Source organism: Pseudomonas sp. A, from assembly GCF_056270345.1.
The window spans coordinates 1597842-1623005 of record NZ_CM149873.1 but is presented as its reverse complement, the minus strand read 5'-3'; the positions used below and the strand labels follow the sequence as shown (position 1 = coordinate 1623005).

19 protein-coding genes, 3 tRNA genes and 3 rRNA genes are annotated in these 25164 nt (G+C 61.6%); 6 read left to right on the top strand and 19 right to left on the bottom strand.

Annotated elements, in window-relative coordinates; all coding sequences use genetic code 11:
• Positions 1-12 precede the first annotated feature (12 nt).
• A complete protein-coding gene (gene murJ / locus AC0MAZ_RS07335; RefSeq protein WP_203648048.1) occupies positions 13-1551 on the bottom strand; it encodes a murein biosynthesis integral membrane protein MurJ in 1539 nt (512 codons plus the stop codon).
• A 250-nt stretch (positions 1552-1801) separates the two neighbouring features.
• Here murJ and rpsT point away from each other — a divergent pair, with 250 nt between their 5' ends.
• Positions 1802-2080, top strand: a complete 279-nt coding sequence (rpsT, locus tag AC0MAZ_RS07330; protein ID WP_023533220.1) for a 30S ribosomal protein S20 — start codon at positions 1802-1804, stop codon at positions 2078-2080.
• A gap of 310 nt (positions 2081-2390) precedes the next feature.
• Here rpsT and AC0MAZ_RS07325 read toward each other — a convergent pair whose 3' ends face one another.
• The 3 genes from AC0MAZ_RS07325 to AC0MAZ_RS07315 all read right to left on the bottom strand — a co-directional run bounded on the left by AC0MAZ_RS07325 (position 2391) and on the right by AC0MAZ_RS07315 (position 5272).
• Positions 2391-3551 carry an MFS transporter gene (locus AC0MAZ_RS07325; protein WP_203648049.1) on the bottom strand — a complete coding sequence of 387 codons (1161 nt, stop codon included), beginning with the start codon at positions 3549-3551 and terminating at the stop codon, positions 2391-2393.
• 125 nt (positions 3552-3676) lie between these two features.
• Positions 3677-3820, bottom strand: coding sequence for a hypothetical protein (locus AC0MAZ_RS07320; RefSeq protein WP_475860774.1), 144 nt, complete (start codon positions 3818-3820; stop codon positions 3677-3679).
• Between the two features lie 237 nt (positions 3821-4057).
• A complete protein-coding gene (locus AC0MAZ_RS07315) occupies positions 4058-5272 on the bottom strand; it encodes an MFS transporter (RefSeq protein ID WP_186734724.1) in 1215 nt (404 codons plus the stop codon).
• A gap of 191 nt (positions 5273-5463) precedes the next feature.
• On the opposite strand from AC0MAZ_RS07315, the gene AC0MAZ_RS07310 reads away from it, so the two are divergent.
• Together AC0MAZ_RS07310 and AC0MAZ_RS07305 are read left to right on the top strand one after the other, a co-directional pair.
• The gene (locus AC0MAZ_RS07310) at positions 5464-6396 is read left to right on the top strand and encodes a FecR family protein (protein WP_254465222.1); all 933 of its coding nucleotides are present in this window, start codon (positions 5464-5466) and stop codon (positions 6394-6396) included.
• A gap of 96 nt (positions 6397-6492) precedes the next feature.
• Positions 6493-6569: transfer RNA gene (locus tag AC0MAZ_RS07305), tRNA-Met, on the top strand.
• Positions 6570-6623: 54 nt separating this feature from the next.
• Here the strand turns inward: AC0MAZ_RS07305 and AC0MAZ_RS07300 are convergent.
• Complete coding sequence (locus AC0MAZ_RS07300) at positions 6624-7238, bottom strand: LysE family translocator (protein ID WP_203648050.1); 615 nt, start codon at positions 7236-7238, stop codon at positions 6624-6626.
• A gap of 243 nt (positions 7239-7481) precedes the next feature.
• Here AC0MAZ_RS07300 and AC0MAZ_RS07295 point away from each other — a divergent pair, with 243 nt between their 5' ends.
• A complete protein-coding gene (locus AC0MAZ_RS07295) occupies positions 7482-8387 on the top strand; it encodes a LysR substrate-binding domain-containing protein (protein ID WP_254465221.1) in 906 nt (301 codons plus the stop codon).
• On the opposite strand, the gene AC0MAZ_RS07290 is transcribed toward AC0MAZ_RS07295, so the two are convergent.
• Complete coding sequence (locus tag AC0MAZ_RS07290; RefSeq protein ID WP_475860773.1) at positions 8327-8911, bottom strand: YcbK family protein; 585 nt, start codon at positions 8909-8911, stop codon at positions 8327-8329. The two genes, AC0MAZ_RS07295 and AC0MAZ_RS07290, sit on opposite strands and share 61 nt — an antisense overlap.
• Before the next feature lie 66 nt (positions 8912-8977).
• Here AC0MAZ_RS07290 and AC0MAZ_RS07285 point away from each other — a divergent pair, with 66 nt between their 5' ends.
• Positions 8978-10147: a hypothetical protein gene (locus tag AC0MAZ_RS07285; protein ID WP_232857379.1), complete on the top strand. Its 1170-nt coding sequence runs from the start codon at positions 8978-8980 to the stop codon at positions 10145-10147.
• Between the two features lie 70 nt (positions 10148-10217).
• Here the strand turns inward: AC0MAZ_RS07285 and AC0MAZ_RS07280 are convergent, their stop codons facing one another.
• Positions 10218-10925 carry an SDR family NAD(P)-dependent oxidoreductase gene (locus AC0MAZ_RS07280; RefSeq protein ID WP_254465220.1) on the bottom strand — a complete coding sequence of 236 codons (708 nt, stop codon included), beginning with the start codon at positions 10923-10925 and terminating at the stop codon, positions 10218-10220.
• 75 nt (positions 10926-11000) lie between these two features.
• Here AC0MAZ_RS07280 and AC0MAZ_RS07275 point away from each other — a divergent pair, with 75 nt between their 5' ends.
• Complete coding sequence (locus tag AC0MAZ_RS07275; protein ID WP_203648053.1) at positions 11001-11957, top strand: arsenic resistance protein; 957 nt, start codon at positions 11001-11003, stop codon at positions 11955-11957.
• Here AC0MAZ_RS07275 and AC0MAZ_RS07270 read toward each other — a convergent pair.
• The 12 genes from AC0MAZ_RS07270 to pssA form a co-directional block, all read right to left on the bottom strand.
• A complete protein-coding gene (locus AC0MAZ_RS07270; RefSeq protein WP_232857382.1) occupies positions 11954-12469 on the bottom strand; it encodes a histidine phosphatase family protein in 516 nt (171 codons plus the stop codon). The genes AC0MAZ_RS07275 and AC0MAZ_RS07270 overlap by 4 nt on opposite strands.
• A 57-nt stretch (positions 12470-12526) precedes the next feature.
• A complete protein-coding gene (locus tag AC0MAZ_RS07265) occupies positions 12527-14827 on the bottom strand; it encodes a PqiB family protein (RefSeq protein ID WP_475860772.1) in 2301 nt (766 codons plus the stop codon).
• Positions 14820-15443 (bottom strand): paraquat-inducible protein A, encoded by a 624-nt coding sequence (locus AC0MAZ_RS07260; RefSeq protein WP_186714227.1) that lies wholly within the window; start codon positions 15441-15443, stop codon positions 14820-14822. Before AC0MAZ_RS07260 ends, AC0MAZ_RS07265 begins: the two co-directional genes overlap by 8 nt.
• On the bottom strand, positions 15430-16089 hold the full coding sequence (locus tag AC0MAZ_RS07255) for a paraquat-inducible protein A (RefSeq protein WP_203648056.1): 660 nt from the start codon (positions 16087-16089) through the stop codon (positions 15430-15432). The genes AC0MAZ_RS07260 and AC0MAZ_RS07255 overlap by 14 nt, the downstream gene beginning before the upstream one ends.
• 321 nt (positions 16090-16410) lie before the next feature.
• Positions 16411-16526 (bottom strand): 5S ribosomal RNA (gene rrf / locus AC0MAZ_RS07250).
• A gap of 136 nt (positions 16527-16662) precedes the next feature.
• A 23S ribosomal RNA gene (locus AC0MAZ_RS07245) occupies positions 16663-19556 on the bottom strand.
• Between the two features lie 245 nt (positions 19557-19801).
• Positions 19802-19877, bottom strand: a tRNA-Ala gene (locus AC0MAZ_RS07240).
• Positions 19878-19901: 24 nt separating this feature from the next.
• Positions 19902-19978, bottom strand: a tRNA-Ile gene (locus AC0MAZ_RS07235).
• 86 nt (positions 19979-20064) lie between these two features.
• A 16S ribosomal RNA gene (locus AC0MAZ_RS07230) occupies positions 20065-21601 on the bottom strand.
• The 16S, 23S and 5S rRNA genes sit together here with 2 tRNA genes alongside, the layout of an rRNA operon.
• Positions 21602-22538: 937 nt before the next feature.
• Positions 22539-23147: a protein-methionine-sulfoxide reductase heme-binding subunit MsrQ gene (gene msrQ / locus AC0MAZ_RS07225; protein ID WP_475860771.1), complete on the bottom strand. Its 609-nt coding sequence runs from the start codon at positions 23145-23147 to the stop codon at positions 22539-22541.
• The gene (msrP, locus tag AC0MAZ_RS07220) at positions 23147-24160 is read right to left on the bottom strand and encodes a protein-methionine-sulfoxide reductase catalytic subunit MsrP (RefSeq protein WP_475860770.1); all 1014 of its coding nucleotides are present in this window, start codon (positions 24158-24160) and stop codon (positions 23147-23149) included. The genes msrQ and msrP overlap by 1 nt, the downstream gene beginning before the upstream one ends.
• A 77-nt stretch (positions 24161-24237) precedes the next feature.
• Complete coding sequence (pssA, locus tag AC0MAZ_RS07215; RefSeq protein ID WP_028691215.1) at positions 24238-25089, bottom strand: CDP-diacylglycerol--serine O-phosphatidyltransferase; 852 nt, start codon at positions 25087-25089, stop codon at positions 24238-24240.
• Between the last annotated feature and the right edge of the window lie 75 nt (positions 25090-25164).

Genomic DNA, 25164 nt, shown 5'->3' with positions numbered 1-25164 from the left:
CCCTCTCGCGCCTCAATGCAACGCCTTGCGGGCGAAATGCCGAGGGCGGAAACCACACAGGAACAGACAGCCGAAGTAAGTCACCACGCCCGCCGCGATCAGCGCCCCGAGGCGCAGGAAGCGCGCGAGCATGTTGCCCTGCTCCCAGGCCGGCAGGTAGTGCATGCCCAGCAACAGCACAGCCGACATCAAGGTCACCGCCAGTACCAGCTTGAGCAGGAACGGCGTCCAGCCCGGCTGCGGCTGGAACAGCTGCTGGCTGCGCAGCTTCCAGTACAGCAGGCCGGCGTTCAGGCACGCGCCCAGGCTGATGGCCAGGGCCAGCCCGGCATGGGCCAGCGGGCCGACCAGGGCCAGGTTGAACAGTTGGGTGCAGACCAGGGTGAAGACCGCGATCTTCACCGGCGTGCGGATATTCTGCTGCGCATAGAAGCCAGGTGCCAGTACCTTGACCAGGATGATCGCCAGCAGGCCCACCGAATAGGCGATCAGGGCGCGCTGGGTCATCGCGGCGTCGAAGGCGGTGAACTTGCCGTACTGGAACAGCGCCACGGTCAGCGGTTCGGCGAGAATGGCCAGGGCCAGGGTGCAGGGCAGCACCAGCAGGAAGCACAGGCGCAGGCCCCAGTCGAGGATCCGCGAATACTCCTCGCGGTCCTTGTTGGCGTAGGTCTTGGCCAGGGTCGGCAGCAGGATGGTGCCCAGGGCAACGCCCAGTACACCGGATGGCAGCTCCATCAGGCGGTCGGCGTAGTACATCCACGACACCGAACCTGCCACCAGGAACGAGGCGAAGATGGTGTTGATGATCAGCGAGATCTGGCTTACCGACACCCCGAGGATGGCCGGCAGCATCTGCTTGAGCACGCGCCACACCCCGGTGTCGCGCAGGTTCAGGCGCGGCAGCACGAGCATGCCGATCTTCTTCAGCGCCGGCAGCTGGTACAACAGTTGCGCCAGGCCACCGGCCAGCACGCCCCAGCCCAGGGCCATGATCGGCGGGTCGAAGTACGGCGTCAGCAGCACGGCGAAGGCGATCATCGCCACGTTGAGCAGCGTGGGGGTGAACGCCGGCACGCTGAAGCGGTTCCAGGTATTGAGGATCGCGCCGACCAGCGACGACAGCGAGATCAGCAATATATAAGGAAAGGTCACCCGCAGCAGCGAGGTGGTCAGCTCGTATTTTTCCGCGTTGTCGACGAAGCCCGGCGCGGTGGCCCAGACCACCCAAGGCGCGGCGAGGATGCCGATCACCGTGACCAGGGCCAGGACCAGGGTCAGCAGGCCGCTGACATAGGCGATGAAGGTCCGGGTGGCCTCCTCGCCCTGCTGGGTCTTGTACTCGGCCAGGATCGGCACGAAGGCCTGGGAGAAGGCCCCCTCGGCGAAGATCCGCCGCAGCAGGTTGGGCAGCTTGAAGGCGATGAAGAAGGCGTCGGTGGCGATGCCGGCGCCGAACACCCGCGCCAGGATGGTATCGCGCACGAAGCCGAGCACCCGGGAAATCATGGTGATTGAACTGACGGCGGCCAGGGATTTGAGCAGGTTCATCGAAAAGTTTCACGCCAGGGGCAGAGGACGCTGCCAGACAGCGTCCGAATGTGCGATACTCCCGCGCCTTCGCAGGGGAGCCAAAAATTCCCGAGTTTACAGGTCGTGCGACAGAAAGGAATATTTCCCTCCTGTTGGCTCACCACTCGGCGGAACCCTGCAAGTGGCCTTGACATCCGATCGACTCATCGGCATGATTCGCGGCCTATTTTGTTTGCTATTTACCTAAAGTCTTTCGAGGAGCTCGACGGTGGCCAACTCACCTTCCGCCAAGAAACGTGCAAAACAGGCTGAGAAGCGTCGCAGCCACAACGCCAGCCTGCGTTCCATGGTCCGCACCTACATCAAGAATGTAGTCAAAGCCATCGACGCAAAAGACGCCGAAAAAGCGCAAGCCGCTTACGTTCTGGCTGTACCTGTAATCGACCGTATGGCCGACAAGGGTATCATCCACAAGAACAAAGCTGCTCGCCACAAAGGCCGTCTGAATGGCCACATCAAGGCGCTGAAAGAAGCTGCAGCTGCCTAAGCGACGTTCTTGTCGAAAAAACCGACCCTAGGGTCGGTTTTTTTATGCCTGCAATAAAGTGTGGGTTGCTTATATAAAGAAGGCCCATGGCGTAATGCCTGTCAGTTAGCGCTTCATCGCTCTTGGTTGGGGCTGCTTTGCTGCCCTTCGCGGGTAAACCCGCTCCCACAGGATCGCGCAAACGCTGAATCGAGCGCTGTACTTGTGGGAGCAACTGTCTTGCTCAATTTCTAGAGTCTGGCGCGATCCGTGTGGGAGCGGGCAAAGCTCACCAGCACCACGCCTGCCAACCAGCGAACCGCCCTGCCGCTCAGTCCACCGCTGCCTGCAGCCTGCCCGCCCGACGGTACGCCTGCCGTGCGAAACACACGAACAACCCCGCCATCAGCGCCAACGCCATGGGCAAGCCATGGGGCGCCACGTCCATCGCCGCGCCGCTGACCAGCGGCCCGACCAGGCTGCCGACACCCCACAGCAGGCCGACACTGGCGTTGGCGGTCACCAGGTCCTGCCCCCTGAAACGCTGTCCGATCAACACCAGCGCCAGGGTGTAGATGCCCCCGGCCACCGCCCCGAGCACCACCAGCAGCGGCCACAGCAGCCAGGTCATCTGCAGCAGCCAGGGCAAGGCGATACCGATACTCATCGCCACCAGTCCGCACACCAGGTGCAGCCCGGTGCGCTCGACCCGGTCGGCGAGCCAGCCCAGCGGCAGCTGGAAGATCATGTCGCCGGCGAACACCACGGTCACCATCAGCGCCGCCACGCCTACGGCAAAACCGTGGCTGCTGGCGTACACCGGCAGCAATGACAGCACCACCGCATCGAAGAACGAGAAAAACAGCACCGCCACGCACAGCGCCGGGGCCACGCGGAAGAAGCCGGCCAGGCCGAAGCTCTTCTCGCCTTCGTCGCCATGCTCGACATGGTCGTTGGGCACGGTGAACAGGATGCACAGCAGCGCCAGGCCGTAGCAGACGGTGACCACGCCGGTCAGCCATGGGCTGTCGGCGCCGAGCAGCGCCAGCAGTGCCGGGCCGAGCACCTGGAAGCCGGTGAAGCTGGTGGCGTACAGGGCCATGATCTTGCCGCGGTTGTGCTCCGGACACAGCTCGTTGACCCACGATTCGCCGAGGATGATCGCGATGCCCATGCCGATGCCGAGCCCCAGGCGCAGCAGCGCCAGCCACAGCATCGAGTCGAAGGCCCATTCCAGCAGGGCGATGCTCAGGGTGCACAGGCTGAAGCTGAGCAGGTAGATGACGCGCCGGGTCAGGTGCCGGCAGCAGGTGTCGACCATGAAGGCCGAGAGCATCATGCCCGCGGCCGGGATCGCCGAGATGATGCCGATCTCCAGTGTCCCCGCCCCCGCCTCGTGCAAACGCAACGACACCAGTGGCAGGCTCGCCCCGAGGCTGAAACCGACCACCGACACGGCGAACAACAGGCCCACCAGCAAACGCATGTTCATGTACCACTCCTTGCAAGCCGGTGAGCAGGGGCTCTGGCCCTGGCCGACTGGAAAATCCGCTGAAAGATATTCGAACGCAGGCGCCCGCAGTCACGCCGCAATGGCGCTGGATGCAGGGGCGCGGATCAGTTCAGGGAAAGGTGTGGCGAGAAGGTGAAGGCGAACAGCACGCTGCGTCGACGCTTGAGCACCGTGTCGCTCGGCCACGCGCGGCGCGCTGTCGGGGCGACAGGCTGGCGGTGCGGGCGGGTCACATCGGTACGGCGCATCACGTGAACTACGCAGGGATTGAGGAGGCGGCACTCTAGGCCATGCGGATCCAAATCGTCAATCGTCGGCCTTGATGCACTTCCCTGTAGGAGCGGCCTTGTGCCGCGAAAGGGCTGCGAAGCAGCCCCTGGATTGTCGCGTTTAACCAAAGATTGCCGGGGCCGCTTCGCAGCCCTTTCCGGCCGGTCCGACGCCTCGGCAAGGCCGCTCCTACAAAGAATGCGTCTGGCCGACTTTCAGCGCTTGCCAGTGGACGGCAGGAACACCGCCAGCAACCCAAACAACGGCAGGAACGAGCAAACCCCATACACATACTCGATCCCACGCAGATCAGCCACATACCCCAGCAGCGCCGCGCCGATGCCACCGAAGCCGAACATCAGCCCGAAGAAGATCCCGGCGATCATCCCGACATTGCCCGGCACCAGTTCCTGGGCATACACCACGATGGCCGAGAACGCCGACGCCAGGACAAAACCGATCACCACGCTGAGCACGGTGGTCCAGAACAGGTCGGCATACGGCAGCGCCAGGGTGAACGGCGCCACCCCGAGGATCGAGAACCAGATCACCGCCTTGCGCCCGATGCGGTCACCGATCGGCCCGCCGAAGAAGGTGCCCGCCGCCACGGCGCCGAGGAACAGGAACAGGTGCAATTGGGAGCTGGCCACCGACAGCTGGAACTTCTCGATCAGGTAGAAGGTGAAGTAGCTGGTGAAGCTGGACATATAGAAGTACTTGGAGAACACCAACAGGCCCAGCACCACCAGCGCCAGGATCACCCGCTGGCGCGAGATGCCGTGGGTGGCCTGCACCGCCTTGCGCGCCTTGGCCTGGTTGAGGTGCTCCTTGTACCAGCGGCGCAGCATCAGGGTCACGGCGAAGAAGAACAGCCCGGCCACGCCGAACCAGGCGACATGGGTCTGGCCGAAAGGAATGACGATCGCCGCCGCCAGCAGCGGGCCGAGGGCGGAGCCGGCGTTGCCGCCAACCTGGAAGCTCGACTGCGCCAGGCCGAAGCGCCCACCGGAAGCCAGCCGGGCGATGCGCGAGGTCTCGGGGTGGAAGGTCGACGAGCCGATGCCCACCAGCGCCGAGGCCAGCAGGATCATCGGGAAGCTGCCGACGAAAGCCAGCATCACGATGCCCACCAGGGTGCACACCGTGCCCAGCGGCAGCAGGTTCGGCGTGGGCCGCTTGTCGGTGAAAAAGCCCACCCACGGCTGCAGCAGCGAGGCGGTGATCTGGAAGGTCAGGGTGATCAGGCCGATCTGGGCGAAGCTCAGGTTGTAGTTGGCCTTGAGCATCGGGTAGATCGCCGGCAGCACCGACTGGATCAGGTCGTTGATCAGGTGCGCCAGGGCGCAGAAACCGATGATGCGCATCACCAGTGGCGAGGCCTGGTTTGCCGGGCTGCTGGCACTGGAAGTGGTGGTACTGCTGATGGCCATGGGCTGGATGTCCGTCCGCGGATTGGGATCCGATTATCGTGAAACAAATAGATACGAAGCTACCTTTTTATTTTGCCGGGCCTTCCATGCGACACGTACTTGTAAATAATTCTCAATATAATTAGCATCCTTCTCCTCTTCCCTGTAAACGCTGGGCAAAACCGCCCTCCTCCTGCGAGCAGACCGATCCCATGAGCCCGATGCCCGCCTTGCAGCCCACGCCCGACCCCGAGCAGGAAGCCCTGGAGTGGTTCTCGCGCCTGCGCCAACCCGGCTGCGACGAGGCCCTGCGCCAGGCATTCGCCAGCTGGTGCCAGGACCCGCTCAATGCAAGGGCCTATGCCCAGCTCGAAGCCTACTGGCAGCAATTGCAGGTGCCGGCGGCACGCCCGCGACCACGCATCGCCAAGGTTCGTCGCAGCCGGGCCGGGCTGTGCCTGGGGCTGCTGTTCCTGCTGCTGGTGGGCGCCCTGGCCTGGCTCTACTGGCCCGTGATGCAGCGCCTGGGCAGCGAACTGCATACCAACAGCGGCGAGCGCCGCAGCGTGCGCCTGGCCGATGGCTCGACCCTGCACCTGGACAGCGCCAGCGCGATGAATGTCGACCTGCGTGGGCGCACCCGCCAGCTGCAGCTGGTGCAGGGCCAGGTCTACCTGGAGGTGATGCTCGATGGCCGGGCCATGGAGGTGCAGGTCGATGACACCCGGATCCAGGTGTTCGGCACCCGCCTGCAGATCGCCCGCCATGCTGACCACGACGAACTGGTGGTGTTCGGCGGCAAGGCTGCGGTGTTGCAGGGTGGCGACCAACGCCTGGTCAATGCCGGCGAACGGGTGACGTTCAGCGAAAGCCGCATCAACCCGGTCGAGAAGATCGATGCCAAATTGGCCGATGCCTGGCGCAACGGCCAATTGATGGCCAGGAACCTGCCGTTGAGCGAGGTGCTGGAGCGCCTGGCCGATTACCGTGGCCAGCGCGTCTGGCTGCTGAACGAGCAGGCCGCCTACCAGCGGGTCAGCGGTGATTTCGACCTCGACCACCCGGCGCAGAGCCTCGAGCGCCTGGCCGCCGACCAGCAACTGCGCCTGCACAACCTGCTCGGCCACTGGTTGATCGTGCGCTGATGCGCCCTTCCCGGCTAAGTTTTTGAAAGGTTGGCAATTTTTTTTAAAAACGTTGTTGACAGGATCGCGATTCGAGCTAATAATGCGCGCCAAGTTGGCTACATAGCTCAGTTGGTTAGAGCATAGCATTCATAATGCTGGGGTCCGGGGTTCAAGTCCCTGTGTAGCCACCACCTTTTAAAAGGGCTTATCGAAAGATAAGCCCTTTTTCTTTGCCTGCGAAAAAGCTACTTCACGCCTGCCACCACCACGGCCAGCCCCAGGCTGATCAACGCCACGCCGATGACCCGGTCGACCACCACCTGCCGCTCGATCATCGCCCGACGCAGCAAGTGGTTGGAAAAGAACACCGCCACCAGGCTGAACCACACCCAATGGGCGAACGACATGAACGCGCCATAGGCGAAGTCCAGCGCCAGCGGGCTGCCGGGCTGCACCACCTGGGTGTAGGCACTGACCACGAAGAGCATGGTCTTGGGGTTGAGCGCGTTGGTCAGAAAGCCCGTACGCAAGGCGCTCGCCACATTTGTCTCGCTGTGCGCCAGGCCGTCGAGGCTTATACGCGTGGTATTGGTCAGCGACTTGTAGCCCAGGTACACCAGGTAGCCCGCCCCCACCACCTTCATGGCCAGGAACAGGGTCGGGCTCTGGCTGATGATCACGGCGATGCCGAGCACGGTGTACAGCACATGCACCTGCACGCCCAGCGCGATGCCCACCGCTGCCGCGAGACCGGCCTTGCGGCCCTGTGCATAACTGCTGCGGGTGACCATGGCGAAGTCGGCGCCGGGGCTGATGACGGCAAGGAGGGTGAAGAGGGCGACGGCGATGAGTTCGTTCACGAACAGGTATCCTCGATAGGCGATGAAAATTCACTTGTGCCGTGATTATCGAGGCAGCATCAATTGCTAAAAATCGATTTATAGTGAGGCAAATACGCTAGTTAATTTCACAGATATTCTGAGGCTGTACTGGCCTCTTCGCGGGTAAACCCGCTCCCACAGGCTCGGCATGAAGGTCAAGATCGGTGATAAACCTGTGGGAGCGGGTTTACCCGCGAAATGGCCGGCAAGGACAACAACGTCATGAAACTGCCCCCCCTCACCGCCTTTCGCTACTTCGACATCGCCGCCCGCACCGAAAGCTTCGTGCGCGCTGCCGAGCACCTGCACGTCACCCACGGCGCCGTCAGCCGCCAGGTGCGCCTGCTCGAGGAAAGCCTCGGCGTGGAACTGTTCGAACGGCGCAACCGGGCGATCTTCCTCACCCGCGCCGGACGCGACCTGCAGGCCACCACCCAGGCGATCTTCGAGCAACTGGAGGGCGCCGTGCAGCGCCTGCACCAGCAAGCCCACGACAACGTGCTGGTGGTGTCCTGCGAGCCAACCATCGCCATGCGCTGGCTGATTCCGCGCCTGCCGCGCTTCCATGCCCGGCACCCCGACCTGCAACTGCACCTGGTGGCGGCCGGCGGGCCGGTGGATTTCGCCCGCGGCGGCATCGACCTGGCCCTGCGCCGCGATGACTTCCACTGGGACCGCCAGCTGCACAGCCTGAGGATCTGCGATGAATGGATCGGCCCGGTCGCCACGCCGGGCTTCAAGGGCCAGCGCCTGCTGCACAGCGCCACCCGCCCCGACGCCTGGGCCACCTGGCTGCGCCTGAGCGGCCAGGACTTCCGGCAAACGGCGCGCAGCGACTTCGAGCACTTCTACCTGTCGATCCAGGCCGCCAGCGCGGGCATGGGAATGGCCATCGCCTCGGCGCTGATGGTGCGTGACGAACTGGACAACGGTCAGCTACAGGCGCCGTACGGCTTCCTGCGCGATGGCTCCGGCTACCACCTGCTCAGCCCGCAGCCACTGGATGACGGCAGCAAGCGCCAGTGTTTCGCGCAGTGGGTCGGTGACGAGTGCCGGGCCTGCCTGGCTCATCTGGGCTTGCTGCAGAACGACGAACCGGCCCTGCCGTCACCGCCCCAGGTGCGATAGCCGGCCGTGTCGATATGGATGCGCCCCGAAGGGTAACGGCCCAGCCCCATGTTCCAGGCCTGGCCGTGCTGCTGCCAGAAGCGGCACAGCGGGCTCGGGTCGACCCCGCGTGGCAGCAGCAGGTCGACGGCGAAGGCGCGCATGTGCGCACTGCTCGGTGCGCCGCCGGCACAGGCATTGAGCCGGGGATCGCGGTAGGCCGACACCACTTCGAACTGACGTAGGATGCCCTGCCGGTCGAGGGTCTGGATCAAGGCCAGCGTCGAGCGCACCGCCGGCCAATGGCTCGCTGGCGCCACCGCGAAGGGCGAGGCCTTGCACTGGCGCCAGTCCGAGGCCGAGCGCAGCAACTGATGGATCGGCACCACGCCATACAGCCGGGCGTCCACCAGCATTTCACGAAACCTGCGGTTCTCGTGATCCCCGGCCCATTGGGCGAACATCCACACATCACGCTCATCGGCCTGGACTGCACCGAGCCTGATCAACGCGCTAGCCAATAGCCATGTCCTGGCGCTTTTCATTCCCCCACCTCTTCGTCCACCATGGGCGCGCCCGCCGTCCTGGCGGCCACTGACAAGGAGTTAAGCATGCACAAGATTGCTGTATCGGGCCTGGCCGCCCTCGCCTTCAGCGGCCTGGCCATGGCCGACGCGCAGATCGACCTGGGCGACGCCCAACGGGTCACCCGGTTGTTCGCCTACCCCAACAACTGCAACGTGATCTGCTACCGCGACTGGACACTCGAGAAGACTGTCGAGCACTACCTCACCCAGAGCGTGCAGCGCGATGGCTACGCCAACGCCAAGGTCACGGTGAACCGCGACAACGACAAGTTGCACGCCAGCATCACCGGCGTGCCGGCCAGCTATACCGAACCCTTGCGCAAGCTGCTCGACAGCGGCGAACTGGCCTACCAGGGCGCCACCCGCCTCAACCAGAAAGGCGGCTGGGACTACAGCTGGTACCTGTTCCTGCCCCTGGGAATGGCCCTGGAGAACCGCCGCAGCGTCGAGCTGCTGCACTTCCCGCCGGACTACTCGCTGACCCGCTATCAAGACTACCTGAAGTCCAACACCACCGACCGCTGGGCAGAGCTTCTGACCTTCAACGGCGTCGAGGCCACCCAGACCCCGGCCTACCAGACCATCGTCGATATCGCCCCGATCGCCGCGCCGGCCAGCGCGGGCAAGGACCTGGAAGGGGTGTACAGCTACTTCAACGATTACCAGGTGCGGATGGTCAAGGAAGTGGCCCTCACCCACGACGGCAAGACCGCCTTGCCGATGGTCGCCTTCGGCGCGCCGGTGCGGGCGTGGATCCAGCAGCAGTACGGGCCGAAGGTCAACGTGCTGGGGCTGGTCAGCATCGCGCCGGAGCCGGACAGCGCCAAGGTGCCCGTGCTCGGCGCCAACCATCCGAGCGCGATCTGGTACGCCGCCGACCCGAAAAGCTACGACGGCGACCAGGACAAGGCCGACGCCGCGGGCCTGAAGATGATGGGCCAGGACCTCTCCGCCGCCTGCTGGCAGGCCGGCATGGGCCGCAACCCGCAGGCCGACGCCAAGCTCACCCTGCAGGCCTGCACCAGCAAGTGGCAGGTGACCCAGAAGAAGCAGACCTGCGAGCTGTTCTACCGCACCATCCGCGACATGACGCCGGAACAGGCGGCGGCCAAGTGCAATACCGGGGCGGTGACGCGGAGCCTGCGCGATCTGCGCAAGCCCTTGGAGACCAACGAGACCGACCGGGCGCTTTGAGCCGCCCAGTCGATCGCTCCAGGTAGCCTGGGCCAAAGGGGCGACTGCGCCCCTTTGGCGTCAAACGCGGTTAGAAGCGTTCGTCGCGCAACGCCGGCAGGGTGATGTCACGCACGTAGCTGGAAGATGACAGGCTCAGCATCATCCGGCACACCTGCACCACATCGTGCACAGGGATCAGCGCGCCCTCCCCGCGTCGCTCGGCCTGGGCCAGCGGCACATCCAGGCCGTCCTCGGTGTTCAGGTAGCCGAGGTTCAGGCAACTCACGCCCAGGCCCTGGTCGCGGAAGCCTTCGCGCAGCGCCTCGGCAATGCCGCGCAGGCCGAACTTGCTGGCGCCAAAAGTCACCTCTGGCCGCCCGCTACCAGGCAGGCCCGAGGTCGAACCGGTAAGAATGATCCGTGGCCGGGGGCTCTGCAGCAGTACCGGCAGCAGGCGCTTGATCAACAGCAGCGGCGCGGTGATGTTGGTGTCGACCATGCGCTCGATCTGCGCCTCGTCGTCGTCGAGGAAGCTGTAGCCCTCGTCAAAGGCCCGCGCCTCCCAGATCCCGACGTTGTAGACCAGCACATCCAGCCCGTCCCCGGCCACCGCCTCGTGGATGATCGCGGCGGCCTGGCGCGGCTGGCCGAGGTCGGCCTCGATCCAGCGTACCGCGCCCGGCAACGCCGCCGGCCGGGTGCGCGATACACCGACCAGCGTATCGCCTACGCCACCCAGGCCCTGTACCAGCGCCCGTCCCAATCCCTTGCTCGCACCGACCACTAGAATTCGCATCGAATCACTCCCTATGGACTGCGCCAGATAGTACCCTGCCCAACCCAGCAAATCAGTCGGAAATGCCAGGACACCGTGGACAGAGATCAACTCGAACGCAACCAGATCCCCTTCTATTTTGTCGCCGTGGCGCTGGCCGCCGCCCTCGGCCTGCTGGCACCGGGCGCCGCCGCCCCACTGGCGGCGCTGGTGACCCCGGCCATCGCCGTGCTGATGTACGCGATGTTCCTGCAGATCCCTTTCCTCGACCTGCGCGCGGGCCTGGGCAAGCGGCGTTTCATGGGCGCGCTGCTGCTGGCCAACTTCGTGCTGGTGCCGCTGTTGGTGTGGGCCGGCACTCGTGGCCTGGTCGAACACCCCGCCGTGCTGGTCGGCGCCTTGCTGGTGCTGCTGACGCCCTGCATCGACTACGTGGTGGTGTTCACCCATATCGGTAAAGGTGACTCGCGCCTGACCCTTGCCGCCACGCCGGTGCTGCTGCTGGTGCAACTGGCGCTGCTGCCCTTGTACCTGGCGCTGATGCTCGAAGGCGCCGGTAGCGTGGAAATCTCGCTGGTGCCCTTTATCGAGGCGTTCGTGCTGTTGATCGTTCTGCCGCTGTTGCTGGCTGTCGCCAGCAGCGCCGGGGCGCGGCGCTCGACCCTGGTCGCGAAGTGGAACGATGCCTGGGCCTGGCTGCCGGTGCCGGCCATGGCATTGGTACTGGTGGTGGTGATCGCTTCGCAGATCGGCGTGGTGGCCACCCGTCTCGACGACCTGCTGCCGGTGCTGCCGGTGTATGCCGGCTTCGCCCTGCTGGCACCGCTGCTCGGATTGCTCGCGGCGCGGCTGTTGCGGTTATCCACAGGCGAGGCCCGGGCGGTGACTTTCAGTGCCGCCACGCGCAATTCGCTGGTGGTGCTGCCGTTGGCGCTGGCATTGCCGGAGCCGATCCGGGCGCTGGCGGCGGCGGCGGTGATTACCCAGACCTTGGTGGAGCTGGTCAGCGAGTTGATCTACATCCGCGCCGTACCGGCGTTGATTCGCCGTTAAGCCAGTTGCAAGCGCCACTGGCCGCAATGGCTGAAGCGCACCTCGGCCAGGGGCGGCACATCGATCCGCTGGAAGGACGCCAGGGGCGCAGCCAACGCATGCAGCATCGCCGCGCGGATGACAAAGGGATGGGTGATGGCGAGCCACTGGCCAGGCAACAGGGCGCTGTCCATCCAGATGGCGACGCGCTCGCACAAGGCGGCGATCGACTCACCGCCATGCGGCGTGGCATGCGGGTCGGACAGCCAGGCCTGGAGGGCGTCTTCGTCCAGTTGCTTGAGAGGCAGGCCCTTCCACTTGCCCAGGTCGCAGTCGCGCAGCCCCTCATCGACAGTCGCGTTCAGGCCCTCGGCCGTCTGCCGGGCACGCAGCTCCGGCGCGGTGAGGCAACGGGCAGTTGTCGATAGCGGTGCCGGAGGATCACGCAGCGGCTCGTCATCGAACGCGAAGCGGCCAACCCGCTGCGCCTCGGTGCGGGCGTGGCAGACCAGGGTGAGGTGAATGGGTTTCATGGCTGGCGCGCGCCCTCCCGCACAGCAGGGCCACCCAGACGGGCGGCCCGGCATGCATCACTTGCCGATCTGGATCTTCGGTGCCCACTCCAGCCAGGCATCCTCGGGCTTGTCGAACAAGGCGAAGGTCTGCTGCGGTCGCGCCGGGTTGCCCATCTGCTCGCCATCCGGCGTGGCGAAGGCAATCCCACCCTCGATCAGGGTCTCCACCGACTCGGTGCGCACCGTGGCGCCCTTGAACAGGCCCCAGTCGAAGCCGAAGCCGCTGCTGTTCCAGAAGCGGCTGCCGCCGCGTACCAACCCGGCGTAACGCGGCTCGATCAGGATGTGGATAAGTACCCGGTCGGCGGTCTGGCCCAGCTCGAAGCCGGTGACCCTGCCGACCGTGACCTCGCGGTAGGTCACCGGTACACCCGGCTTGATCGAGCCACGGCGCGCCGCGCTCAGGGTCAGTGGCAGGCCGACCTCCTCGCCTTTTACTTCCGGCGCATCGCTCAGGGCGATGAAGTCACGCTGCGGCCCCTTGTCCTTGAGCGCCGGCAGCACCTCCAGGTACTGGCCGCCGATCAGCGTGTCGAGGTTCTGGGTACGCACCAGGCCCAAGGCCGGCTTGACCACCCAGAACTGGGTACCGGCGCGGGCGATGCGCTCGGCCGCCTGGGTGATTCGTGCACGGAGCAGCACGGCCTGCAGGTCGGCGGTCAGGTCGACGCTCTCGACACTGCCCACATCCAAGCCACGGAAACGGATCGGCGTGCCCGGCTTCAGGCCCTCGGCGCGCTCCACGCGGATGGTGACCAGGGTACCGGCACGGTTGGCCGCATCCTGGCTTTCATGCAGGCGGAAACGCGGAATGCGGCGCTTGAGCGGCACATCCGGTTTCGGCGTATCGAAGGCGATGCCACCGGCCATCAGCGTCTGCAACGACTCGCTCTTGACCTGGATCCCCGAGAGGCCGCCGGTCAGGGTGATGCCACTGGCATTCCAGAAGCGCGAGGAGCCGTTGACCAGGTTCTCGTATTCCTTCTCGATGTGCACCCCGATCAGGATGCGCTTGCTGTTGCGGGCGAACTGGTAGCTCTGCACGCTACCCACGCGCACCTGGCGATACATCACCGGGCTGCCCACTTCCAGCGAGCCCAGGGTATCGGCGAACAGCACCATGTGCCGGCCCGGCGCCTTCAGGTCCAGCGGCGGCGCCTTGGGTCGCGCCTCGAACTCGCGCAGCGGCTTGGCACCCGGCTCACCCGGGCGTACGGCAATGTAGTTGCCCTTCACCAACGCCTCGAGGCCGGTAATGCCGGCAAGCGAAATGGACGGCTTGACCACCCAGAACTGGGTGCCTTCGACCAGGTAGTCTTCGGCCAGCGGATCGAGGGTCAGCTCGGCCATGGCAGTGGAGAGGTCGCCTTCGACTTTCAGTTCCTTCAGCGTTCCCACCTGGATACCTTTGTACAGCACCGGCGTGCGGCCCTTCTGCAGCCCCTCGAAGTCACTGAGCTTGACCTTGACCCGGATGCCGGCCTGGGCGGCGTCGAAGTCTTCGTACAGGCGGAACGGCAGGCTCGGATCGGTGGGCGGGCTGTCCTTGCGGTTTTCCGGCGTGGCGAAGGCGATACCGCCGGCGACGATGCTCGACAGCGACTCGGTACGCACCTTGACCCCGGACAGGTCGGCGTCGATGCTGACCCCGCTGGCGTTCCAGAACCGCGTGTGCTTGCGCACCAGGCTGGCGTAGGCCGGGGCGATGAACACCTTGATCTCCACCGTGCCCTGGTCTTCGGACAAGCGATAGCTCTTCACCCGGCCCACCTGAATCTGCTTGTAGAACACCGGACTGTCACGGTTGAGCGAGCCCAGGCGCTCGGCCTTGAGGACAAGATGCAAACCCGGCTCGCTATCGGACAGCGGCGGGGCCTCCTTGAGTGCGGTGAAACGCTTGGTCTGCTCGCCCTCCCCCGGATCGACGGCGATGTAGTTACCCGACACCAGTGTCTCCAGTCCCGTAATGCCCGCCAGGCTGACGCTTGGCTTCACCAGCCAGAATCGCGTGCCCTTGGTCAGGTGCGGCCCTGCCTCCTTGCGCATCTCGATGGTGGCGACCACCCCGCGGTTTTCCCCCTTGTCATCCAGCACCAGGGCGACGACCTTGCCCACCGACATGCCCTTGTAGATGACCTCAGTCTTGTTGGCGACGATGCCCTCGCCACTCTCGAAGCGCACCTGGATCTCGATACCGGCATCGCTGTAGGCCTTCCAGGCCAGCCAGCCGCCAATCGCCAAGGCAATCAACGGCAGGATCCAGATAGCCGACCAGTTCGAAGCGGGGCGGGTTTTAGCCGTAGGCAAATCACTCATGGTCGTCATCCGACTCCGTGTTGTCCCAGATCAGTCGGGGATCGAAAGTTAAAGCGGCGAGCATTGTCAGGATCACCACGGTGGCGAAGGCGACGGCGCCCAGATTGGCTTCGACACTGGCGATGCGGCCGAAATTCACCACCGCCACCAGGATGGCGATGACGAAGATGTCCAGCATCGACCAGCGGCCGATGAATTCGATGAAGCGGTACATCAGGATGCGCTGGCGCGCCGAGAGCGGCTGGTGGCGCTGCACCGAGTACAGCAGCAGGGCGATGCCGACCAGCTTGAAGGTCGGCACCAGGATGCTGGCGATGAACACCACCGCGGCGATCGGCAGCATGCCATGCTTCATCAAGGTGATGACGCCGGACATGATGGTGTCCGGACTGCCCTGGCCGAGCGCGCTGACAGTCATGATCGGCAGCACGTTGGCCGGGATGTAGAGCACCATCGCCGTGATCAGCAGCGCCCAGGTGCGCACGATGCTGTTCGGGCGCCGGGCATGCACCACCGCGCCGCAGCGGGTACAGGTCTGCGAGGTGCTGTCCGGCTCCTGGCGATTCAGTTCGTGACATTCATTGCAGACCAGGATGCCTGCATCAATCGCCCGCATGGACATCCTCCCCCGACAAGGCCACCCAGATCTGGTGCGGCGACATGACCACCTCGAGCCACACCTGCACCAGCAACAGGCTGATAAAGCAGAACAGGCCCAGGCCGATACTCAGTTCGGCCAGGTCGACCAGCTTGACGATGGCCACCAGCACGCCCATGAAGTAGACCTCGAGCATGCCCCACTCACGCAGGTGGTGATAGATACGATAGATCAGCAGGCCGTAGCTGCGGCCGATATCCAGGCGGATGCTCAGCAGCACCATCAGCTGGCAAAGCAGCTTGAGCAAGGGGATGGCCATGCTGCACAGGAACACCACCACGGCGATGCCGCGCATCTCTGAGTTGTACAGACCAAGCACACCGCTCCAGACGGTGTCGTCGGAGGTCTGGCCGAGCAGGTGCAACTGCATGATCGGCAGGAAGTTGGCCGGCACGTACAGCAGCAACGCGGTCAGGACCAGGGCCAGGCTGCGGTTGATCAGGTTGTGGCGATGGGCATACAGCTCGTAGCCGCAGCGCGGGCACTGGGCCTTCTCGTCATTTTGCAGCGTGGTCTTGCGCATCAGCAGGTCGCACTCGTGGCAGGCCACGAGTTCGTCCAGCGGCATCTGCGCGAGCGCTTCGGGATCGACAGGGTTGGGCATAAAGGCATTCTGAATGGATGCGTCGGCTCTATTCTAGTGTTCCGACTCGAATTGTGGGAGATGGCCATTATGAGGAACTGTATCGGTAGCCGGGTCACATTTTCCGCAAGCGAATCGCCCTCCCTGTAGGAGCGGCCTTGTGCCGCGAAAGGGCTGCGTAGCAGACCCGGCGATATCAGCTTGATGCACAAATCCTGGGGCCGCGTTGCGGCCCTTTCGCGGCGCGAGGCCGCTCCTACAGGGGGAGACTGTGTTTATTTGGGAACGCGGAAAAGACAAAACCCCTACCTGCTCGCGCAGATAGGGGTTTTGCGAAATGAATCTTGACGATGACCTACTCTCACATGGGGAAACCCCACACTACCATCGGCGATGCATCGTTTCACTGCTGAGTTCGGGATGGGATCAGGTGGTTCCAATGCTCTATGGTCGTCAAGAAATTCTGTTGCCAGAACATCCAGATGGATACTCCAGCCAATTCGGATATGTGATCTTTGTGGTTCGTCGCGAACTTTCGGTTCTTGCGTCTTCACCACCACAATTTGGCCTGAGCGCAAATTGCTTGGGTGTTATATGGTCAAGCCTCACGGGCAATTAGTATTGGTTAGCTCAACGCCTCACAGCGCTTACACACCCAACCTATCAACGTCGTAGTCTTCGACGGCCCTTCAGGGAGCTCAAGGCTCCAGTGAGATCTCATCTTGAGGCAAGTTTCCCGCTTAGATGCTTTCAGCGGTTATCTCTTCCGAACATAGCTACCCGGCAATGCCACTGGCGTGACAACCGGAACACCAGAGGTTCGTCCACTCCGGTCCTCTCGTACTAGGAGCAGCCCCTCTCAAATCTCAAACGTCCACGGCAGATAGGGACCGAACTGTCTCACGACGTTCTAAACCCAGCTCGCGTACCACTTTAAATGGCGAACAGCCATACCCTTGGGACCGGCTTCAGCCCCAGGATGTGATGAGCCGACATCGAGGTGCCAAACACCGCCGTCGATATGAACTCTTGGGCGGTATCAGCCTGTTATCCCCGGAGTACCTTTTATCCGTTGAGCGATGGCCCTTCCATACAGAACCACCGGATCACTAAGACCTACTTTCGTACCTGCTCGACGTGTGTGTCTCGCAGTCAAGCGCGCTTTTGCCTTTATACTCTACGACCGATTTCCGACCGGTCTGAGCGCACCTTCGTACTCCTCCGTTACTCTTTGGGAGGAGACCGCCCCAGTCAAACTACCCACCATACACTGTCCTCGATCCGGATAACGGACCTGAGTTAGAACCTCAAGGTTGCCAGGGTGGTATTTCAAGGATGGCTCCATGAGAACTGGCGTCCCCACTTCAAAGCCTCCCACCTATCCTACACAAGCAAGCTCAAAGTCCAGTGCAAAGCTATAGTAAAGGTTCACGGGGTCTTTCCGTCTAGCCGCGGATACACTGCATCTTCACAGCGATTTCAATTTCACTGAGTCTCGGGTGGAGACAGCGCCGCCATCGTTACGCCATTCGTGCAGGTCGGAACTTACCCGACAAGGAATTTCGCTACCTTAGGACCGTTATAGTTACGGCCGCCGTTTACCGGGGCTTCGATCAAGAGCTTCGCTTGCGCTAACCCCATCAATTAACCTTCCGGCACCGGGCAGGCGTCACACCCTATACGTCCACTTTCGTGTTTGCAGAGTGCTGTGTTTTTAATAAACAGTCGCAGCGGCCTGGTATCTTCGACCGGCGTGGGCTTACGCAGCAAGTGCTTCACCCTCACCGGCGCACCTTCTCCCGAAGTTACGGTGCCATTTTGCCTAGTTCCTTCACCCGAGTTCTCTCAAGCGCCTTGGTATTCTCTACCTAACCACCTGTGTCGGTTTGGGGTACGGTTCCCAGTTATCTGAAGCTTAGGAGCTTTTCTTGGAAGCATGGCATCAACCACTTCGCGCTCTAATGAGCACTCGTCATCAGCTCTCGGCCTTGAGATCCCGGATTTGCCTAAGATCTCAGCCTACCACCTTAAACTTGGACAACCAACGCCAAGCTGGCCTAGCCTTCTCCGTCCCTCCATCGCAATAACTGGAAGTACAGGAATATTAACCTGTTTTCCATCGACTACGCTTTTCAGCCTCGCCTTAGGGACCGACTAACCCTGCGTCGATTAACGTTGCGCAGGAAACCTTGGTCTTTCGGCGTGCGAGTTTTTCACTCGCATTGTCGTTACTCATGTCAGCATTCGCACTTCTGATACCTCCAGCAAGCTTCTCAACTCACCTTCACAGGCTTACAGAACGCTCCTCTACCGCATCACCAAAAGGTGATACCCGTAGCTTCGGTGCATGGTTTGAGCCCCGTTACATCTTCCGCGCAGGCCGACTCGACTAGTGAGCTATTACGCTTTCTTTAAAGGGTGGCTGCTTCTAAGCCAACCTCCTAGCTGTCTAAGCCTTCCCACATCGTTTCCCACTTAACCATGACTTTGGGACCTTAGCTGACGGTCTGGGTTGTTTCCCTTTTCACGACGGACGTTAGCACCCGCCGTGTGTCTCCCATGCTCGGCACTTGTAGGTATTCGGAGTTTGCATCGGTTTGGTAAGTCGGGATGACCCCCTAGCCGAAACAGTGCTCTACCCCCTACAGTGATACATGAGGCGCTACCTAAATAGCTTTCGAGGAGAACCAGCTATCTCCGAGCTTGATTAGCCTTTCACTCCGATCCACAGGTCATCCGCTAACTTTTCAACGGTAGTCGGTTCGGTCCTCCAGTCAGTGTTACCTAACCTTCAACCTGCCCATGGATAGATCGCCCGGTTTCGGGTCTATACCCAGCGACTAAAGCGCCCTATTAAGACTCGCTTTCGCTACGCCTCCCCTATTCGGTTAAGCTCGCCACTGAATATAAGTCGCTGACCCATTATACAAAAGGTACGCAGTCACCTAACAAAGTAGGCTCCCACTGCTTGTACGCATACGGTTTCAGGTTCTATTTCACTCCCCTCTCCGGGGTTCTTTTCGCCTTTCCCTCACGGTACTGGTTCACTATCGGTCAGTCAGTAGTATTTAGCCTTGGAGGATGGTCCCCCCATGTTCAGACAAAGTTTCTCGTGCTCCGTCCTACTCGATTTCACTGGCAAGAGATTTTCGTGTACGGGGCTATCACCCACTATGGCCGCACTTTCCAGAGCGTTCCACTAATCTCAAACCAGCTTAAGGGCTGGTCCCCGTTCGCTCGCCACTACTAAGGGAATCTCGGTTGATTTCTTTTCCTCAGGGTACTTAGATGTTTCAGTTCCCCTGGTTCGCCTCTTGCACCTATGTATTCAGTACAAGATAACCAGCTTGTGCTGGCTGGGTTCCCCCATTCAGAGATCTCTGGATCACAGTCTGTTTGCCGACTCCCCAAAGCTTATCGCAGGCTACCACGTCTTTCATCGCCTCTGACTGCCAAGGCATCCACCGTATGCGCTTCTTCACTTGACCATATAACCCCAAGCAATCTGGTTATACTGTGAAGACGACATTCGCCGAAAATTCGCACGTCGCTCTTTCGAGCAGAACTCACAAATTTTACCTTAGCCTGATCCACCAGCAGTGAAACTGGTGTTCAGTCTATTTCTATCACATATCCGAATTTTTAAAGAACGATCTGACAAAAGTCAGAAATCAACATTCATCAACGAATGTTCATTTCTAAGTTCTGAGCAGTGCTGCGAAACCTGAAAGAGTGGTGGAGCCAAGCGGGATCGAACCGCTGACCTCCTGCGTGCAAGGCAGGCGCTCTCCCAGCTGAGCTATGGCCCCATTTACTAGGCCGCACCAAGTAATTGGTAGGTCTGGGCAGATTTGAACTGCCGACCTCACCCTTATCAGGGGTGCGCTCTAACCAACTGAGCTACAGACCTATAACAGGGTCGCGTTACAGCATCGTCTTTACACAATGAATCAAGCAATTCGTGTGGGAGCTCATCAGCAGGCTGATGTCTTCGATTAAGGAGGTGATCCAGCCGCAGGTTCCCCTACGGCTACCTTGTTACGACTTCACCCCAGTCATGAATCACACCGTGGTAACCGTCCTCCCGAAGGTTAGACTAGCTACTTCTGGTGCAACCCACTCCCATGGTGTGACGGGCGGTGTGTACAAGGCCCGGGAACGTATTCACCGCAACATTCTGATTTGCGATTACTAGCGATTCCGACTTCACGCAGTCGAGTTGCAGACTGCGATCCGGACTACGATCGGTTTTGTGAGATTAGCTCCACCTCGCGGCTTGGCAACCCTCTGTACCGACCATTGTAGCACGTGTGTAGCCCAGGCCGTAAGGGCCATGATGACTTGACGTCATCCCCACCTTCCTCCGGTTTGTCACCGGCAGTCTCCTTAGAGTGCCCACCATTACGTGCTGGTAACTAAGGACAAGGGTTGCGCTCGTTACGGGACTTAACCCAACATCTCACGACACGAGCTGACGACAGCCATGCAGCACCTGTGTCAGAGTTCCCGAAGGCACCAATCCATCTCTGGAAAGTTCTCTGCATGTCAAGGCCTGGTAAGGTTCTTCGCGTTGCTTCGAATTAAACCACATGCTCCACCGCTTGTGCGGGCCCCCGTCAATTCATTTGAGTTTTAACCTTGCGGCCGTACTCCCCAGGCGGTCAACTTAATGCGTTAGCTGCGCCACTAAAATCTCAAGGATTCCAACGGCTAGTTGACATCGTTTACGGCGTGGACTACCAGGGTATCTAATCCTGTTTGCTCCCCACGCTTTCGCACCTCAGTGTCAGTATCAGTCCAGGTGGTCGCCTTCGCCACTGGTGTTCCTTCCTATATCTACGCATTTCACCGCTACACAGGAAATTCCACCACCCTCTACCGTACTCTAGCTTGCCAGTTTTGGATGCAGTTCCCAGGTTGAGCCCGGGGCTTTCACATCCAACTTAACAAACCACCTACGCGCGCTTTACGCCCAGTAATTCCGATTAACGCTTGCACCCTCTGTATTACCGCGGCTGCTGGCACAGAGTTAGCCGGTGCTTATTCTGTCGGTAACGTCAAAATTGCACGGTATTAACGTACAACCCTTCCTCCCAACTTAAAGTGCTTTACAATCCGAAGACCTTCTTCACACACGCGGCATGGCTGGATCAGGCTTTCGCCCATTGTCCAATATTCCCCACTGCTGCCTCCCGTAGGAGTCTGGACCGTGTCTCAGTTCCAGTGTGACTGATCATCCTCTCAGACCAGTTACGGATCGTCGCCTAGGTGAGCCATTACCTCACCTACTAGCTAATCCGACCTAGGCTCATCTGATAGCGCAAGGCCCGAAGGTCCCCTGCTTTCTCCCGTAGGACGTATGCGGTATTAGCGTTCCTTTCGAAACGTTGTCCCCCACTACCAGGCAGATTCCTAGGCATTACTCACCCGTCCGCCGCTGAATCAAGGAGCAAGCTCCCATCATCCGCTCGACTTGCATGTGTTAGGCCTGCCGCCAGCGTTCAATCTGAGCCATGATCAAACTCTTCAGTTCAATACTGCTTGGGTTTTTAAGAAACCCTAAACTTGGCTCAGCAATCTCAAATGACTATGTGATTTCTCGCATGGCCACTTGTGATGCTGATAATCTTGGCGACTATCAGTCCATACTCACAAGCACCCACACGAATTGCTTGATTCAATTTGTTAAAGAGCGTTTGGTTAAGAGCTTTTCGTCTCAACCGAGGCGCGCATTCTACGCTTTCCTCATTTCGTGTCAAGCGTTTATTTTGAAGTTTTTCGTTTCACTTCAAACACTTGACTCGCTGCGATCTCTCGTAGCGGGAGGCGAATCATACAGCGTTACAACTTGCTGTCAACTGCCTTTTTCACCGCTGCCGATCGTGAGACCGAAGCACCTCCGCAACCCTCTTCAACAATCAACTCTTTGATATTCAAGGAGTTTTTCGTTCCGATGTCGCTGGAAGTGGGGCGCATTATAAGGGGATCTGAGAGGGCGTCAACCGTTAATTTCATCAAAGTGAAATATCGGGGAAAAAGACCGCGTCAGGGCCACCAAGTGTTCGCCGAGAGCCTTGCAGCGCCTATCAGACCGAGCGCCGCCCGCGCGGCGCATCGCGGCACAAGGCCGCTCCTACATTTGTTGCAACGTGCCGAACCTGTCAGGCCATGGTTGCCAGCCTTGTTGGCACGACGCGGTTTCGGCGTGGGCACCACTGCCGCTCCGCACGACTTGAGGCATGCACCAGGGCAGGCGCCGCCTCATTCACAGGAATGATTGGCCCGAAACAGATGTAGGAGCGACCTTGTGCCGCGATGCGCCGCGCGGGCGGCGCTCGATCTCATAGGCGCCAGAGAACCCACGGCGAACACCTCTGGAACACAACGCAACCCCAAGGCGAACACCTCGCACACACAACACAATCCCAAGACAGGCACCTAACAACACCAACCCCATTCCCAACCGACCCTCAAGCCGCCCTCCCCCGCCCGACCAATCGTGGAACACGCCGCCACACCGGGGGAATGCGCAGCACCAGAAGGAAAACCCCAACAGCGGCATACACCGCCCACTCCTTCAGGTCCGAGCGCACGATCCACAGAAAGTGCAACAGCCCCAACCCGAGAATCACATAGACCAGCCGGTGCAGCTTCTTCCACCGCGCGCCAAGACGCCGCTGGCTATACCGGTTGGAAGTGACCGCCAGCGCCAGCAGGCCAAGAAAACCCAAGGCGCCGACAATGATGTAGGGCCGCTTGCGCAACTCCACCCCGAACTGCCCCCAATCCAGCCCCAGGATGAACACCATGTACGCCGTCATGTGCAGCACTATATAAGCAAAGCACCACAGCCCCAGCTGGCGCCGCACCACGATCCACCCCGACCACCCCGTCATCCGCTGCAGCGGCGTCATGCTCAGGGTGATCAACAGGAAGACCAGCGCTCCCAGGCCAAGCCGGTCCACCATGATCTTGCCCGGATCCGGCCCGAGCAGCCCCATGGCCGCCTCGTACAACCACCATACGGGGAACAGGCAGCCGCTCACGAAGATCGCCAGGCGCAGCCAGGGATAACGCATCAGTAGTTCTTCCGCAGGTCGAGGCCGGTATACAGCGACGCCACTTCATCGGCGTAGCCGTTAAACATCAGCGTATCGCGCACATTGGGACTGAACAGCCCGCTGGGCAGGCGACGCTCCCGGGCCTGGGTCCAGCGTGGGTGGTCGACCGTCGGGTTGACGTTGGCATAGAAGCCGTACTCGTCCGGCGCCAGCCCCTGCCAGGTGGTCTGCGGCTGCTCCGCCACCAGGCTGATGCGCACGATCGACTTGATGCTCTTGAATCCGTACTTCCATGGCACCACCAGACGCAGCGGCGCGCCATTCTGGTTGGGCAGCTCACGGCCATACATGCCCACCGCCAGAATCGCCAGCGGGTTCATCGCCTCGTCCAGGCGCAAGCCCTCCACATACGGCCAGTCGATCAGGGCAAAGCCGGACCGCTGGCCGGGCATGCTCTTGGGGTCTTCCAGGGTTTCGAAACGGATATAGCGCGCTTTCGAGGTTGGCTCGACCTGCTTGAGCACCTGAGCCAAGGGGAAGCCCAACCAGGGAATCACCATCGACCAGGCCTCCACGCAGCGCAGGCGGTAGATCCGCTCCTCAAGCTGGTAAGGCTTGACGAAGTCCTCCAGCGCATAGCGCCCGGGCTTGGCCACCTCGCCATCCACCACCAGGCTCCAGGGCTCGGTCTTCAGGCTGCCGGCATTGGCCGCCGGATCGCCCTTGTCGGGCCCGAACTCGTAGAAGTTGTTGTAGTGGGTAGCGTCCTTGAACGGCGTGATCGCCTCACCGCTGACGGTAACCGCCTGCCAACGGGTGCTGGCCAGCTTGTCATTGAACCAGCCGGGGGCGGCACCGGCCTGGACGTCGGCATAGCGGGACATCTCGGCAGCCGTGCCCAACCGCGGCAACGCACCCAGGGCCGCGCCCGCAAGGCCTGCGCCCAGCAACCTGCGACGGGAGAAGTAGATGGATTCGGGGGTGATCTCCGACGCTTTGCAGTCGGACGGTCGGGGAAGCTTGATGAGCATGGCGGCTCCACAGTACGGGTCACTGATGTACACGTAAGACTATGGAGCCGGCAGGTTATTCCGCGATTAAATCCTTGTCAGGATTTACGACGGCGCGCCCGCAACAGGAACTGGATCGGCCCCGACGCGGCATAGGCGAGGAAGATCAGCAGCAGGATGCGCGGCGGGTCGCTGAACACCACGGCGAACACCAGCACCACGGCCAGGATCGCGACAAAGGGCACGCGGCCCTTGAGGTCGAGTTCCTTGAAGCTGTTGTACTTGATGTTGCTGACCATCAGCATGCCCGCGGCTGCCACCAGCAGCGCCACCAGGAACGACAGCTTGGAGCCCTGGATGCCGTAGTCGCTGAACGCCCAGACGGTACCGGCCACCACGCCGGCCGCTGCCGGGCTGGCCAGGCCGATGAAGTAACGCTTGTCGGCGGTGCCGACCTGGGTATTGAAGCGTGCCAGGCGCAGCGCAGCGCCAGCCACATAGATGAAGGCGACCATCCAGCCGACCTTGCCCATGTCGCCCAGGGCCCAGCCGAACGCCAGCAACGCCGGCGCCACGCCGAAGGCGACCATGTCCGACAGCGAGTCGTACTCGGCACCGAAGGCGCTTTGCGTATTGGTCATGCGGGCCACGCGACCATCGAGGCCGTCGAGGACCATGGCGACGAAGATCGCGATGGCGGCGAAGGCGAAATACTTGCTCGCCTCCCGTGGATCACCCGCGCTCAGGGCGCTCTGCGCGCTCATCGAGCTGATGATGGAATAGAAGCCGGCGAACAGGTTCGCGGTGGTGAACAGGTTGGGCAGCAGATAGATACCGCGGTGACGCACCTTGCGCCCTTCGGCGTCGTGACCTTCTTCAACGTGCTCATCGACAGGTAGCAGGCTTTCGGCGTCGGAGGGCTTGTTCGGCTCTTCGGGACGTTCGCTCATGAAAAGTACCTTGCAACAGGGTGGAATATGTTCGACATGGGCTCGGCAAAACCGTTCTAACAGCGAGCCACTGGT